The sequence below is a fragment of the Caulobacter sp. FV1ye13L genome, from assembly GCF_058681155.1.
Genome location: NZ_CM178732.1, coordinates 1,358,242 through 1,372,737, shown reverse-complemented (window position 1 = coordinate 1,372,737; position 14,496 = coordinate 1,358,242). Strand labels below are relative to the sequence as shown.

The window sequence follows — 14,496 nt, the reverse complement described above, 5'->3', positions numbered from 1 at the left end:
GCCCCACGCCGCACCGCCGCGCAATGTGCAGCTATCGCCCAAGCAGATCGAGCAGCTCAGATTCATGGGGTCGAGGCGCAAAGGCCACAGAGCCGATGCGGCCCAGGCGGTGCGCCGCGAGGAGCGGTTCCGCCACGGCTGGCGACAGACACAGAGCCGCAAGCGCCGGCGCCGGCGCCTGGTCGAGAAGAGCGGCCAGCCCTCGCGCGGCGCGGGGAGACTGCAGCAGCACAGCTTCCAGCCCGGCTAGTTGCCCCAGGGTCTCCGGCCCAGGCGGGCGGTCGATCGCGGCATAGACAGCCAGGGTCCGCGCCGCGACGCCCGCACGGGCCAACAGCGCCGGCAGGTCGGCGGCGGGCTCGCGGGCGCCGACCGCCAGAACAGGCCCTGGGCAGGTTCGCGCGATCAGCGCGGCCAGCGCCTCGACATCGCCGTCGGCGCTGAAAGACTCGGAAAATCCCGCCGCCCGGGCCGCGCGGGCCGTCGCATCGCCCACGGCGAACACCGGAAGGTCGCGCGCGGTTGTCAGGCGCGCGAAGGCCTCGACGCCGTTGGCGCTGGTCAAGGCGAGAGCCCCTATCCCGGCCAGGTCGACCACCGGCGCGAGAAACCGGATCTCCAGCAGGGGATCGACAAGCGCCTTAAAGCCCAGGGCCTCAACACGGCGGGCGGTCGCCTCGGCGCCGGGGCGGGCGCGGGTGATCCAGACCGTGCCGCCCTTGCGCATCGGCTAGTCCGGCAGGATCAGGGCGTCACCGCCCTCGGCCCGCACGGCCGCGCCCAGCGACAGGCCCAGCTCCCGAGCGGCCGGAACATCGTCAGGTCCATCGAGCGTGACTTCGCCTTCGCGCCGGAAACGCTGCACGCCATCGGGGGTCAGGGCTTCGACGATCATCGACAGGCGCCGGCCGTCCAGGATGGCGTAGGCGCCGATGGCGGTGCGGCAGGAGCCTTCCAGCGCATAGAGCGCGCCGCGCTCCGCCGCGACACAGATCGTGGTGGAGCGGCAGCGGACGGCGTCGAGCCAGCCGGCGTTCACATCTTCAAGGCGGGTCTCGATGACCAGGGCGCCCTGGCCCGGCGCCGGCGGACAGGCGATCGGGTCGAGCCAGCTCTTCGGCAGGTGACCCAGGCCAAGACGGTTCAGGCCCGACTGCGCCAGCAGGATGGCGTCGGCCTCGCCGCGTTCCAGCTTGGCCAGGCGGGTGTCGACATTGCCGCGCAGCATGACGATCTCGAGGTCCGGGCGCACATGCAGGGCCTGAGCCTGACGACGCAAGGACGCCGTGCCCAGGCGCGCGCCGTGGGGCAGGTCTTCCAGCCGATCGCAGATATTGCTTATAAAGGCGTCGCGGGGATCCTCGCGCTCGGGCGTGGCGGCCAGGCTCAGGCCCGGCGGCAGTTCGGCCGGCATGTCCTTCAGCGAGTGGATGGCGCAGTCGATGCGGCCGTCCAGCAGGGCTTCCTCGATTTCCTTGGTGAACAGGCCCTTGCCGCCGATCTCCATCAGGCGGCGATCCTGGATGCGGTCGCCGGTGGTGACGATCGGGATCAGGGGCGCATAGGCCTCTTCCTCGCCGGGCGATCCGCCGAGCGCAGCGGCGATCCGCGCCTGCATGAGACCGGACTGAGCCAGGGACAGCTTGGAGCCACGGGCGCCAATACGGATGGGAGGTTGCCGGGACACGGTGGGAACGTTACCTGCGGAGACAAGATTGAAGCCATCGCTGCTACAGGAGCGGCGGGAACCCCGCAACCGAATGCCAAATTCCACGACCCTCGGCCTGACCATCCTTGGCCTGGAGACCAGCTGCGACGAGACTGCGGCCTCGGTCGTGCGCCGTGAGGGTGACGGAACGGTCACGGTGCTGTCCTCGATCATCGGCACCCAGTTCGAGCAACACGCCCCGTTCGGCGGGGTGGTGCCGGAAATCGCCGCCCGCGCCCATGTTGAGGCCATCGACGCCATCGCCGCCGAGGCCATGCGCGCGGCGGGCATCGGCTTCGACCAGATCGACGGCGTCGCCGCCACGGCCGGCCCAGGCCTGGTGGGCGGCGTGATGGTCGGGCTGGCGTTCGGCAAGGCCGTGGCCCTGGCCCGCAACATTCCCCTGGTGGCGGTCAATCATCTGGAAGGCCATGCGGTTTCGGCCCGGCTAGGGGCCGACATTCCCTATCCCTTCCTGCTGCTGCTGGTTTCCGGCGGGCACTGCCAGTTGCTGGAGGTCGCCGGGGTCGGGGCCTGCACGCGTCTGGGCACCACCATCGACGATGCGGCCGGCGAGGCTTTCGACAAGATCGCCAAGTCCCTGGGCCTGCCCTATCCGGGCGGGCCGGCGCTGGAAAAGCTCGCCGCCACCGGCGACGACTCCAAGTTCGAGCTGCCGCGCGCCCTGTTGGGCCGCAAGGACTGCGACTTCTCGTTCTCGGGCCTGAAGACCGCCGCGGCGCGGCAGGCCGAAAAGATCACGGATGAACAGTCGCGCGCCGATCTGGCCGCCGCCGTGCAGGCCGCCATCGCCCGCCAGCTGTCGGAACGCACCGACCGGGCGATGAAGCTTTACAAAGAGAGCCACCCCGATCAGCCGCTGCGCTTCGTGGTGGCCGGCGGCGTCGCGGCCAATGGCGCGGTCAAGGCGGCGCTCCGCAGGAACTGCGACGACAACGGCTATTCGTTCGACGCCCCGCCGCTGGTCTATTGCACCGACAACGCCGCGATGATCGCCCTGGCCGGCGCCGAGCGGCTGGCTTTGGGGATTTCAGACGATCTCGACGCCGTCGCCCGGCCCCGTTGGCCGCTGGACGAAGCGGCGGCGTTATCCAATCCAAGCAACAGCTTCGGTCGCAAGGGAGCCAAGGCATGACCACGTTCAGACACGCCGGCGTCATCGGCGCGGGCGCCTGGGGCACAGCCCTGGCCCAGGTCTGCGCCCGGGCCGGTCTGCAGGTCACGCTGCAGGCCCGCGAGACCGAGGTGGTTGAAAGCATCGCCGCCCAGCGGGAAAACAGCCTGTTCCTGCCCGGCGTCGTGCTGGAGCCCGAGATCGCCGCCGTCGCCGACATGGCCGGCCTGGCGTCCTGCGACCTCATCCTGGCCGTCGCCCCGGCCCAGCACCTGCGCTCGGCCCTCATGGCCCTGGCCCCACATCTGCGTTCCGGCGTTCCGGTGGTGCTGTGCGCCAAGGGCGTCGAGCAGGGTACGCTGAAACTGATGACCGAGGTCGCCGCCGAGGCCCTGCCCAGCGCGCCTCTGGCCGTGCTGTCGGGCCCCAGCTTCGCCGGCGAGGTGGCCCGCAACCTGCCGACCGCCGTCACCCTGGCCTGCGAGGACGAGGCGCTGGGCCGCGCCATCGCCGAGGCCATCGCCACCCCCACATTCCGCCCCTATATCGCCGCCGACATGATCGGGGCCGAGGCCGGCGGGGCGGTCAAGAACGTGCTGGCCATCGCCTGCGGCATCGTCGAGGGCAAGGGCCTGGGCCGCAGCGCCCACGCCGCCCTGATCACCCGGGGCTTCGCCGAACTAACCCGCCTGGCCATGGCCCTGGGGGCCAAGGCCGAGACCGTGGCCGGCCTGTGCGGCCTGGGCGACCTGGTCCTGACCTGCTCAAGCCCACAATCGCGCAACATGAGCGTCGGCCTGGCCCTGGGTGGCGGCATGACCCTGGCCGAGGCCCTGGCCGGCAAGCTGTCGGTGGCGGAGGGCGTCGCCTCGGCCCCGGCCGTCCGCGACCTTGCTGCGCGCCTGGGGGTCGAGATGCCGATCTGCCAGGCCGTCGCCGCCATCCTGGCGGGCGAGGCGCAGGTCGACGCCGCCATCGCGGGGCTGCTGTCCCGTCCCCTGAAATCCGAAGCCTGACAGGACCGTCCCATGCCCCTCTTCGCCATCACCTGCACGGACAAGCCCGGCGCCCTTGAGACGCGTCTGGCCACCCGTCCTGTTCATCTCGACTATCTGAAGACGTCGACCGGGCTAAAGCTGGCCGGCGCCCTGCTGGGCGAAGACGGCAATCCGATCGGCTCGCTGCTGATCGTCGAAGCCGACGACCTGGCCGCCGCCCAGGCCCAGGCGGACAACGACCCCTTCACCGCCGCCGGCGTGTTCGAGCGCGTCGAGGTCCGTCCCTGGCGCCTGGCGATCGGCGAACTCTAGCGTCCGAGCATGCACGCCGACCCCGACAACAGGGCTCGCCCGGCCGCCGGAACCCTGCTCTGCGCCCTGGACGAGATCCCCTCGCCCGGCGCCCGGGGCTTCAGGTTTCGGGACGGCGAGGCGATGTTCGCCGGCTTTGTCGTCCGACAGGGTGAGGCGGTGTTCGGCTATGTCGACAGCTGTCCGCATGCCGGCTGGCCCATGGCGGGCTTCGCCGGCCGATATCTGACCCGCGACAACGACCTGATCCTGTGCGGCGGCCACGCGGCCCTGTTCCGCATCGAGGACGGCGTCTGCCTGGCCGGTCCCTGCCCGGGCCAGACCCTGACGCCCTGGCCGGTGCGGATCCAGGCGGGTGAGGTGCGCACTACCTGACCGCGCGACGTTTTGTCGCTTCCCCGCCAAGGTAGAGTTAAGATCCGTTAGACATGTCGGCGCCATGATCTTCCGTAGCGGAAGCGATTTCTGACGGGAGAGACGGTCAAATGGCGTCACTGGGCCAGAAGATTATCGGGGCGTGCGGCGGCGCGGCCCTCCTCTGCGCGGCGACGGCGGGCACCGGACTTTGGGTGGCCTTCAGCCTCGACAGGGCCCTGGAACGCGCCTCCACATCAGCCCGGATCCTGCGACAGCACATGCACGCCGACATGATGCATGACGCCCTGCGTGGCGACGTAGGCGGCGCGATCATGTCCAGCGACCCGGCCCTGGGGTTCGACATCAAGGCCGTTCGCGCCGACCTCGCCGAGCACGTCGCGGCCTTCGAAGAAGATATCAAGACCGCAGAACAACTCGCCCACGATCCAGCCATCCAGTCCGCCCTGAAGGACGTCGAGGCCCCGCTGGGCGCCTACATCGCCTCCGCCTCGGGCCTGATCGCCATCGCCGATACAGATCCCATCGCGGCGCGCGGCCTGCTGCCAGATTTCAACATCCAGTTCTCCGCCCTTGAAGACAAGATGGAGCAGGCCTCAGATCGCATTGAGGTGGCCGCCACCGGCGATGCGGAAGCCGCCCGACGCCTTGGGGTCCTGGGCCAGATCGTGATGGGGGCCCTGCTGCTGTCGGCCGCCGCCCTGGCCGTGGGCCTGATCCTGGCCGCCCAAAGGGTCCTTATCGCGCCTCTGTCCGAGATCACCCGCTGCCTGCGGCGACTGGCGGCCGGCGATCTCTCGGCTGTCCCGCCCAAAATGGGGCGCAAGGACGAGATCGGCGAGATGGCCTCCGCCGTCCACGCCTTCCGCGACGCCGTCGAGGCGTGTCAGAAGGAGCTCGAAGCCACCGATGTCCGCGAGGCCCTGGAAACCGAACGCCGCGCCGCCGAGACCCGCCGCGCCTCTGAAGATGCGGCCCAGAACGCTGTGGTCGGCAACCTGGGCGACGCCTTGCGCCACCTGTCGAACGGCGACCTTTCGCACCGCATCGACCAGCAATTCCCCGAAGGGTATGAGCGCCTGCGCATCGACTACAACGCTGCTGTCGACAAGTTGTCGGGTGTGATCGCCGCCTCGCTGGAAGGGGTTTCACTGATCCATGGCGGCACCGCCGAGATTACCGAGGCCGCTGACGACCTGTCGCGCCGCACCGAGCATCAGGCCGCCAGCCTCGAAGAGGCCGCCGCCGCCCTTGACGAAATCACCAGCACGGTGCGCCAGACCGCCGAAGGGGCCAATCGCGTCCGCAAGGTGGTCGAAGCGGCCCGGGCCGCCGCCGGCAACAGCGGCGCGGTCGTGGGCCAGGCCGTCAGCGCCATGGGCGCGATTGAAAAGTCCTCCAGCCAGATCGGCCAGATCATCGGTGTGATCGACGAGATCGCCTTCCAGACCAATCTTCTGGCCCTGAACGCCGGGGTCGAGGCCGCCCGGGCCGGCGAGGCCGGCCGCGGCTTCGCCGTCGTCGCCCAGGAAGTCCGGGCCCTGGCCCAGCGCTCAGCCGACGCCGCCAAGCAGATCAAGACCCTGATCGCCACCAGCGCGGCCGAGGTCGGCCAGGGGGTCGAATATGTCGGCAAGGCGGGCGAGGCCCTGCGCGCCATTGCCGACGAGGTCGACCAGATCGACTCCCTCGTCAGCGCCATGGCGGCCTCTGCCCAGGAACAGGCCCGTGGCCTGGCCGAGGTCAATACGACCATGAACCAGATGGACCAGGTCACCCAGCAGAACGCGGCCATGGTCGAGGAGACCACCGCCGCCAGCCACGCTCTGGCTCAGGAAGCCACACGTCTGGCCGAGCGCATGGGTGAATTGCGGATCGCCGATGGCCGGGTCGCCCAGCGGCGGGCGGCTTAAACCGCGTTCAAAGCAAACAAGACTTGTGTGCTTTTAGGCTGGAGCCTTCTCCGCCGAAAAGGCCGCCAGATCCTCGATCAGAGATTTGGCCGCCATCGCCACCAGTTCGCCGCCCTTTTCCGGCGTGGCCAGGGCCGGGTCCGAGCCCATGCGGCCGTCGGGATAGCGGGCGCGGAAGTCCAGGGCCTCGCGGATCGGGCCGGTGGGCGCGATCTTCGGCTCATAGGCCGTGGTCTTGATGGTTTCCGGATAGGCCCACTGGGTCACCGCGATCTCGGACGGCGTCGCATGGCTGCCGTGACCCACCGGGAATTGCCGGTTGGCCAGGGCGTTGACGCCGGCCAGGTCCCACCAGTTCTTCAGCTTCAGGGCGAACGGCGCCCGCGCGCCGCGGAAGCTGTAGTCGGCATAGATCTCGGAGAACGCCGCCTCGATCGAGGCGACATTGCCGCCGTGGCCATTGAGGAAATAGATCCGCTCAAAGCCATGCGCGCCCAGCGACCGCACCCAGTCGCCGATGGCCGCGATAAAGGTCGAGGGCCGCAGGAAGATCGTGCCCGGAAAGGCCAGATGGTGCTGGGCCATGCCGATATTGAAGGTCGGGGCCACCAGCACGGCGTCGGACAGCTTCTGGGCCTCGTGCGAGATGATCTCCGGGCAAAGCCAGTCCGTGCCCAGAAGTCCCGTGGGCCCGTGCTGCTCGTTGGAGCCGATGGGCACGACCACGGTCCTGGAGGTCTGCAGGAAGGTCTCGATCTCGGACCAGGTGGAGAGGGCGAGCAGCATGAGGGACTCCTGAACGGCGCTAAGTCGGCATAGCGCGGTCGGATCGCGCAAGAAACCGCAATGGTATCCTTGCGCCCCGTCGTCGCCTTCGCATACTCCGGCCGCAACAAGACCAAGGGAGTAGATGGCGTGAGCGACGGACAGGTTTTCCCGGTTCCAGAGGCCCTGGCGCAGCAGGCCCATATCGACGCCGCCGCCTATGAAGCCGCCCTCGCCCGCGTCGAAGCCGATCCCGAGGGCTATTGGCGCGACATGGCCGAGCGACTGGACTGGATCAAGGCGCCCACCCAGATCAAGGACGTGTCGTTCAACAAGGACGACTTCCGCATCCGCTGGTACGCCGACGGGGTGCTGAACGTCAGCGCCAACTGCATCGACCGCCACCTGCCGCACAAGAAGGACGAGGTCGCCCTGATCTTCGAAGGCGACAAGCCGGGAACCTCCGACACCCTGACCTATGGCCAGTTGCACGAGGAGGTTTGCCGCATGGCCAACGTCCTCAAGGTGCAGGGCGTCCAGAAGGGCGACCGGGTGACGATCTATCTGCCGATGATCCCGATCGCGGCCGTGGCCATGCTGGCCTGCGCCCGGATCGGCGCCGTGCATTCGGTGGTGTTCGGCGGCTTCTCGCCTGACAGCATCGCCGGCCGCATCCAGGACTGCGCCTCGCACTTCGTGATCACCGCCGACGAGGGCAAGCGCGGCGGCAAGCGCGTGCCGCTGAAGGCCAATATCGACGAGGCGCTGAAAAGCTGCCCGTGGGTCGGCAAGGTGCTGATGGTCCGCTGGACCGGCGCCGACGTGCCGCTTGTCAAGAACCGCGACATCGTCTGGCAGGACGTGCGTGAGGCGGTCTCGGCCGAATGCGCGCCCGAACCGATGAACGCCGAGGATCCGCTGTTCATCCTTTACACCTCCGGTTCGACCGGAAAGCCCAAGGGCGTGCTGCACACGACCGGCGGCTATCTGGCCTGGGCGTCCTGGACCTTCTGGGCCGTCTTTGACTACAAACCCGGCGAGGTGTTCTGGTGCACCGCCGATGTCGGCTGGGTAACCGGCCACAGCTATGTCGTCTACGGCCCGCTGGCCAATGGCGGGACCAGCCTGATCTTCGAGGGCGTGCCCAACTATCCCACCCCCAGCCGGTTCTGGGAGGTGATCGACAAGCACAAGGTCGAGATCTTCTACACCGCCCCCACAGCCCTGCGGGCCCTGATGCGCGAGGGCGACGAGCACGTCACCAAAAACGATCTTTCGTCCCTGCGCCTGCTGGGCAGTGTCGGCGAGCCGATCAATCCGGAGGCCTGGCTCTGGTACCACCGCGTGGTTGGCAAGGCGAAACTGCCGATCGTCGACACCTGGTGGCAGACCGAGACCGGCGGCATGCTGATCACGCCCCTGCCGGGCGCGACCGCCCTGAAGCCCGGCTCGGCCTCCAAGCCCCTGCCCGGCGTCAAGCCGCAGCTGGTCGACGCTGAAGGCGCGGTTCTGGACGGCGCGACCGAAGGCAACCTGGTGATCACCGACAGCTGGCCGGGCATGATGCGCACGGTCTATGGCGACCACGGCCGGTTCTTCGAGACCTATTTCAGCACCTATCCCGGCAAGTACTTCACCGGCGACGGCTGCCGCCGCGACGCCGACGGCTATTACTGGATCACCGGCCGGGTCGATGACGTGATCAATGTCTCGGGCCACCGCCTGGGCACAGCCGAGATCGAGAGCGCGCTCGTCGCCCACGAGACCGTCGCCGAGGCCGCCGTGGTCGGTTGCCCGCACGACATCAAGGGTCAGGGCGTCTATGCCTATGTGACCCTGAACGCCGACGTCACCCCGACCGATGATCTGCGCAAGGCGCTGGTGCTGTGGGTCCGCCACGAGATCGGCCCGTTCGCCGCGCCGGACGTCATCCAGTGGGCCCCGGGCCTTCCCAAGACCCGGTCGGGCAAGATCATGCGCCGCATTCTGCGCAAGATCGCCGAGAACGACCTCACCAGCCTGGGTGACACCTCGACCCTGGCCGATCCGTCGGTCGTCGATGATCTGGTGAAAAATCGCGCCGGCGCGTGACGGCGAGGCCATCGGCGCGTTAGCGTTAGTATGATGAGCCGGCGACTTTCCCTTGCCCTGATGTTTCTGGCCAGCCCGGCTCTGGCCGACGGTGCCTGGACTGACCGCCTGCGGGCGGGCGAGATCCCCATCGAGGCCCATGCCGACGCCAGAGGACGCGGCGGCATGGTGAGGGCGGCTATCGATATTCCCGCCCCCGTGGCCGTGGTCTGGCGAACGATCCTCGACTGTGATCGCGCCGCCCGCATGACCCCGGGGGTCAAGCGCTGCCGGGTGCTGTCCCGCGCAGTGGACGGCCGCTCGGAACGGCGCGAGCATCTGGTCAAGTGGGGCTTCTTCCTGCCGACCCTGCGCTCGACCTCGCGCGTCGACCTGGACCCTGAGCGCAGCATCCGCTTCACCTGCATCGGCGGCGACATCCGCGCGTGCGATGGGTCCTGGACGCTGGAGCCGATCAAGTCCGGGACCGCCACCCGCGTGACCTATGAGATGTGGGCGGCAGCGCCCTTCGCTTTGCCGGCGCCCATGCTCAGCGGCCTGATGCGCCGCGACGTCCCCGACGCCCTGAGGGCCTTGCGCCGGGAATGCCAGGAGGCCGAGTGAGCCCGGCCTCGCAGGACCTGCCTGATGGCCTGTGGCTGTTCGACGGCGTGTGCAATCTCTGCTCTGGCTCGGTCGAACTAGTGCTGAGGCTGGATCGCGAGGGCGTCATCCGCTTCACGCCGATCCAGTCGCCCTATGGCCGCCAGTTGGCCATCGCCCACGGGATCGACCCGGACAGTCCCGCCAGCTTCCTGTTCATCGACCATGGCCGGGGCCTGGAAAAGACCGCCGCCATCGGCGCCGTGCTGCGCCGGCTCAACGCGCCGTGGCGCTGGCTGGCCTTTGTCGATCGCCTGCCCAGGCGGCCGGCCGACGCCGCCTATGACTGGCTGGCCGCCAACCGCTATCGGCTGATGGGGAAGAAGGACGCCTGCATGGTCCCCTCGCGCGCCCAGCAAGCCCGGTTCATCCTGGAGCCTCCGACAATCGCTTCATGACAAGACGGTAAGCTTTCGCGCCGGCGGGGCGATGATAGGGTCGGCGCAACCGCGTTTGCTGGAGCTCACCCCGAATGATCCGTCCCGTCGCCAAGGCCGCCCTCGTGGCGCTGGCTCTTTCGACCACCGCCCTGTCGCCCATGGCCTTCGCGGCGCCCCAAGACAAGATGGGCGCGCCGTCCATCAGCGTGCCGCCGATCGTCTACCAGGAGCGCGTGCTGGCCAATGGCCTGAAGGTGTTCACGGCCCGCGATGCGACCACGCCGAATGTGACGGTGCAGGTCTGGTACGGCGTCGGCTCGAAGGACGATCCTGAAGGCCGTTCGGGCTTCGCGCACCTCTTTGAACACATCATGTTCAAGGCCACGCGCAACATGCCCAACGAGACCCTCGACCGGCTGACCGAGGATGTCGGCGGCTTCAACAACGCCTCCACCTATGACGACTTCACCAACTACTACGAGGTGGTGCCGGCCAATCATCTGGAGCGGCTGCTGTGGGCCGAAGCCGACCGCATGAGCACCCTGGTGATCGACGAGGCAGGCTTCGCCTCCGAACGCGATGTGGTGAAGGAAGAACTGCGCCAGCGCGTTCTGGCCGATCCCTATGGCCGTCTGTTCGCCCTCTATGTGCCGCAGCAGTCGTTCACCACTCACCCCTACAAGCGCCCGGGCATCGGCTCGATCGAGGAGCTGGACGCGGCCACCGTCGATGACGTGCGCGCCTTCCACGCCACCTATTATCGCCCCGACAACGCCGCCCTGATCGTGGCCGGCAATTTCGACGACGCCCAGCTGACCGCCCTGACCAACAAGTACTTCGCGCCGCTGAAGGCGCCGGCCACGCCGCTGCCCAGGGTCACGGTGGTCGAGCCGCCGCGCACCGGCCCGAAGACCGTCAACACCTATGGCCCCAATGTGCCGCTGCCGGCGGTGGCGATCACCTGGTTGGCTCCGGCCTCGGCCGATCAGGACGCCCCGGCCCTGGCCGTGCTGGACGCCATCCTGTCAGCCGGCAAGTCGTCACGGCTGTATGACACCCTGGTCTATGAGCAGCAGATCGCCCAGTCGGTGTTCTCCTCGGGCCCGACCAACGCCCAGCCCGGCCTGTTCTATGTCGGCGCGATCATGGGCGGCGGCAAGACGGTGGATCAGGGCGAGGCCGCCCTGCTGGCCCAGGTCGCCCGCCTGCGCGACGCCCCGCCGACCGCCGCTGAACTGGCCGAGGCCAAGACCGGCCTGCTGGCGGACGCCGTGCGCCGCCGTGAAGAGATCGACGGCCGCGCCTTCGCCATCGGCTACGCCCTGTTGACCGACGGCGACGCGGCCCGCGCCAACACCAACCTTGCACAACTGCAGGCGGTGACGGCCGACGACGTCCAGCGGGTCGCGAAAAAGTGGCTGGCCGACGATCGCCGCACGTCCATCCGTTACCTGCCGGAATCAGCCAGGCCGGCCGGCGAGAAGGACAACACCCCGGCCCCGCCCAAGGTCGCCTCGGTGAAGTTCAACGGCACGGTCTTCACCCTGGCCCCCGAGGGCGAGCGCCAGAAGATCCCTGCCGTCGCCGCCCCGATCGCCGCCGTCCTGCCCTCGCCGGTCGAGAAGACCCTGGCCAACGGTCTGCGGGTGATCGTGGCTAAGTCCAGCGACCTGCCGCTGATCACCGCCGACCTGACCGTGCGGGGCGGCGCCAGCTCTGATCCCGCCGGCCTGGCCGGCGCGTCCAGCCTGACCGCCGACCTTCTGACCGAGGGCACCAAGACCCGCGGCGCGGTCGATATCGCCCGCCAGACCGAAGCCCTGGGCGCCAATCTGGCGGCCGGCTCGGGCTGGGAAGCCTCGTCCCTGACCCTCAGCGTCATCGCCGACAAGGCTGGCCCGGCCATGGCGATCATGGCCGACGTCGCCCAGAACCCGGTCTTCAAGGCCGAGGAGCTGGACCGTGTTCGCGCCGAGACCCTGGATGGCCTGTCGGTCGCCTATCAGCGCCCGGGCAGTCTGGCGGCCTACGCCACAGCCCCGGTGCTCTATGCCGGCTCGGCCTATGGCCACGTGGCCGGCGGCACGCCCGGCTCGCTGCCGAAGATCAAGCGCGAGGACCTGGTCAAGCTGCACTCGGCCGCCTGGCGTCCGGACAACGCCGTCCTGGTCCTGACCGGCAACCTGTCGCCAGAAGCCGGCTTTGCCCTGGCGCAGACCGCGTTCGGCGGCTGGAAGAAACCCGCCACCCCGCCGCCGGCCACGCCGGCCGCACCGACCGGCTACAAGCCGCGCAATGTGGTCATTGACCTGCCCGGCACCGGACAGGCGGCCGTGACCCTGGCCAAGCCGGCCATCACCCGCGCCGACCCCAACTACTATTCGGGCCTGGTGACCAATGCTGTGCTGGGCGTGGGCTATTCCTCGCGTCTGAACCAGGAAATCCGCATCAAGCGCGGCCTGTCCTACGGCGCGGGTTCCAGCCTGACCCCGCAGGGCCAGTTCGGCGGCTTCTCGGCCCGGGTGCAGACCAAGAACGAGTCCGCCGGTCAGGTGGTCAGCCTGGTCCAGGCCGAACTGACCCGTCTGGCGGCCGAGCCGGCCTCGGCCAGCGAACTGACGGCGCGCAAGTCGGTTCTGGTCGGCGGCTTTGGCCGTGACCTCGGCACCTCGGAAGGCCTAGCTGACATCCTGGGCAACCTGGCCGTCTATGGCGTGCCGCTGAACGAGATCCAGAGCTATGCGAGCAAGGTCGAGGCCGTCAGCGCCAGCGACGTTCAGGCCTTCGCCGAGTCGATGATGGACCCCGCCCAGACCAGCATCATCGTGGCCGGCGATCTGAAAGCGATGGGTGACACCCTGCCCGCCGCTGTGCCGAACGCCACGGTGATCCCGGCCGCCAAACTGGACCTCGACAGCCCGACTCTGACCAACGGGAAATAGCTCTCCCAAGCTTTGTCATCCCGGAAGCCTCTGCGAGGCTTCCGGGATGACAAGATTATGGTGCTTTGGTCGCCGGAGCCTTCTTGGCGACAGGCGCCTTGGGCGCCCCGCCCTTGGCCAACAGATCCCGAATCTCCGTCAACAGGACCTCCTGGGCCGTTGGGGCGGCGGGCGCTTCCGGCGCGGGCTCTGCGGCGTCGGCGCGGCGGATGCCGTTGACGATCTTGACCAGCAGGAAGACCACAGCCGCCACGATCAGGAACTGGATCAGGGTGTTGATGAAGGCCCCGTACTGAACGGCGACCTTCTCCACGGCCTCGGTGGCCGCGTTTTCGGGCTTGAGCACCCATTCCAGCTTGGAGAAGTCGAGGCCGCCGGTCAGCAGACCGATCGGCGGCATGATCACCTGGTCGACCAGGCTCTTGACGATGCCGTTGAAGGCCGCGCCGATGATCACGCCCACGGCCAGATCAATGACATTGCCGCGCGAGATGAACTCGCGAAATTCCTTGATGACGCTCATGACAGGGTCTCGCCGACTAGCCTTGCTGAAGGGGCGAAACTGGCGGCGTTCGGTCGGTCTGGTCAAGGCTGGGCCAGGCGATCCGCCTGACTACTCGTCGGCGTTGAGCCGGGCCCGCAGTTCCTTGCCGCTCTTGAAGAACGGCACATGCTTGGCGCGCACATCGACGGTTTCGCCCGTGCGCGGATTGCGGCCGGAGCGCGCCGGGCGCGAGCGCACCGACAGGGCGCCAAAGCCCCGAAGTTCGACGCGACCGCCACCTTCCAGAGCGCCGATCATGCGCTCCAGAATGACGCCGACAACGCGCTCGACGTCTTTCTGCGTCAGGTGCGGATTTTCATTCGCGAGCCTGGCGATGAGTTCAGACTTGATCATCGATATCCCCGGCGCCGGAGGGAGGAACTGGCGCGTGCGGACCTTTGCCCAAGGGTGGTTGAGTCTTCAAGAGGCAGGTTGAGATTCTCCCGCCCGACCTGGGCGCCCATTCGAAGCGACACAGACAGGATATCCCGGATTCCATCCCCCAATCTGGGTTTGCATGCCGGATCCCGGCGAAAGTGCGCAAGCTTCTCGCAAATTGCCTGGGATTTCGGTTGAAACGCATCTCGTGACGTCCGGACCGGGGAAACGCGCAGTTTAGACCGTCGATCGGGATCATCAGGGTGAGCGCTGTCTTCACCAAAGGCGTCGCCGTCCAAGGACTTAGCCGGAC

The 14,496-nt window shown here is 68.4% G+C and carries 14 protein-coding genes; 9 read left to right on the top strand and 5 right to left on the bottom strand.

Going from position 1 to position 14,496, the window contains the following annotated elements; translation table 11 throughout:
• Positions 1-31: 31 nt before the first annotated feature.
• The gene (locus ACW176_RS06395) at positions 32-727 is read right to left on the bottom strand and encodes a uroporphyrinogen-III synthase (protein ID WP_492111318.1); all 696 of its coding nucleotides are present in this window, start codon (positions 725-727) and stop codon (positions 32-34) included.
• 3 nt (positions 728-730) lie between these two features.
• Positions 731-1,687, bottom strand: coding sequence for a hydroxymethylbilane synthase (hemC, locus tag ACW176_RS06390; RefSeq protein ID WP_492111317.1), 957 nt, complete (start codon positions 1,685-1,687; stop codon positions 731-733).
• Positions 1,688-1,760: 73 nt separating this feature from the next.
• Here hemC and tsaD point away from each other — a divergent pair, with 73 nt between their 5' ends.
• The 5 genes from tsaD to ACW176_RS06365 all read left to right on the top strand — a co-directional run bounded on the left by tsaD (position 1,761) and on the right by ACW176_RS06365 (position 6,441).
• Positions 1,761-2,864 carry a tRNA (adenosine(37)-N6)-threonylcarbamoyltransferase complex transferase subunit TsaD gene (gene tsaD, locus ACW176_RS06385; RefSeq protein WP_492111316.1) on the top strand — a complete coding sequence of 368 codons (1,104 nt, stop codon included), beginning with the start codon at positions 1,761-1,763 and terminating at the stop codon, positions 2,862-2,864.
• Positions 2,861-3,859 carry an NAD(P)H-dependent glycerol-3-phosphate dehydrogenase gene (locus ACW176_RS06380; RefSeq protein WP_492111315.1) on the top strand — a complete coding sequence of 333 codons (999 nt, stop codon included), beginning with the start codon at positions 2,861-2,863 and terminating at the stop codon, positions 3,857-3,859. Before tsaD ends, ACW176_RS06380 begins: the two co-directional genes overlap by 4 nt.
• A 12-nt stretch (positions 3,860-3,871) precedes the next feature.
• Complete coding sequence (locus ACW176_RS06375) at positions 3,872-4,153, top strand: YciI family protein (protein WP_492111314.1); 282 nt, start codon at positions 3,872-3,874, stop codon at positions 4,151-4,153.
• A gap of 9 nt (positions 4,154-4,162) precedes the next feature.
• The gene (locus ACW176_RS06370; protein ID WP_492111313.1) at positions 4,163-4,528 is read left to right on the top strand and encodes a Rieske (2Fe-2S) protein; all 366 of its coding nucleotides are present in this window, start codon (positions 4,163-4,165) and stop codon (positions 4,526-4,528) included.
• 110 nt (positions 4,529-4,638) lie between these two features.
• Complete coding sequence (locus tag ACW176_RS06365; RefSeq protein ID WP_492111312.1) at positions 4,639-6,441, top strand: methyl-accepting chemotaxis protein; 1,803 nt, start codon at positions 4,639-4,641, stop codon at positions 6,439-6,441.
• A 33-nt stretch (positions 6,442-6,474) separates the two neighbouring features.
• On the opposite strand, the gene ACW176_RS06360 is transcribed toward ACW176_RS06365, so the two are convergent.
• Complete coding sequence (locus ACW176_RS06360; RefSeq protein ID WP_492111311.1) at positions 6,475-7,227, bottom strand: creatininase family protein; 753 nt, start codon at positions 7,225-7,227, stop codon at positions 6,475-6,477.
• 129 nt (positions 7,228-7,356) lie between these two features.
• Between ACW176_RS06360 and acs the strand changes: the two genes are divergently transcribed.
• The 4 genes from acs (at position 7,357) to ACW176_RS06340 (ending at position 13,261) form a co-directional block, all read left to right on the top strand.
• The gene (gene acs / locus ACW176_RS06355; protein WP_492111310.1) at positions 7,357-9,297 is read left to right on the top strand and encodes an acetate--CoA ligase; all 1,941 of its coding nucleotides are present in this window, start codon (positions 7,357-7,359) and stop codon (positions 9,295-9,297) included.
• A 33-nt stretch (positions 9,298-9,330) separates the two neighbouring features.
• The gene (locus ACW176_RS06350; protein ID WP_492111309.1) at positions 9,331-9,900 is read left to right on the top strand and encodes an SRPBCC family protein; all 570 of its coding nucleotides are present in this window, start codon (positions 9,331-9,333) and stop codon (positions 9,898-9,900) included.
• The gene (locus tag ACW176_RS06345; protein ID WP_492111308.1) at positions 9,897-10,337 is read left to right on the top strand and encodes a thiol-disulfide oxidoreductase DCC family protein; all 441 of its coding nucleotides are present in this window, start codon (positions 9,897-9,899) and stop codon (positions 10,335-10,337) included. The genes ACW176_RS06350 and ACW176_RS06345 overlap by 4 nt, the downstream gene beginning before the upstream one ends.
• 74 nt (positions 10,338-10,411) lie before the next feature.
• Positions 10,412-13,261: a M16 family metallopeptidase gene (locus ACW176_RS06340; protein ID WP_492111307.1), complete on the top strand. Its 2,850-nt coding sequence runs from the start codon at positions 10,412-10,414 to the stop codon at positions 13,259-13,261.
• 55 nt (positions 13,262-13,316) lie between these two features.
• Here the strand turns inward: ACW176_RS06340 and mscL are convergent, their stop codons facing one another.
• Together mscL and ACW176_RS06330 are read right to left on the bottom strand one after the other, a co-directional pair.
• Complete coding sequence (gene mscL, locus ACW176_RS06335; RefSeq protein WP_492111306.1) at positions 13,317-13,784, bottom strand: large-conductance mechanosensitive channel protein MscL; 468 nt, start codon at positions 13,782-13,784, stop codon at positions 13,317-13,319.
• A 90-nt stretch (positions 13,785-13,874) separates the two neighbouring features.
• Positions 13,875-14,159 carry an integration host factor subunit beta gene (locus tag ACW176_RS06330; RefSeq protein ID WP_035048510.1) on the bottom strand — a complete coding sequence of 95 codons (285 nt, stop codon included), beginning with the start codon at positions 14,157-14,159 and terminating at the stop codon, positions 13,875-13,877.
• Positions 14,160-14,496 lie beyond the last annotated feature (337 nt).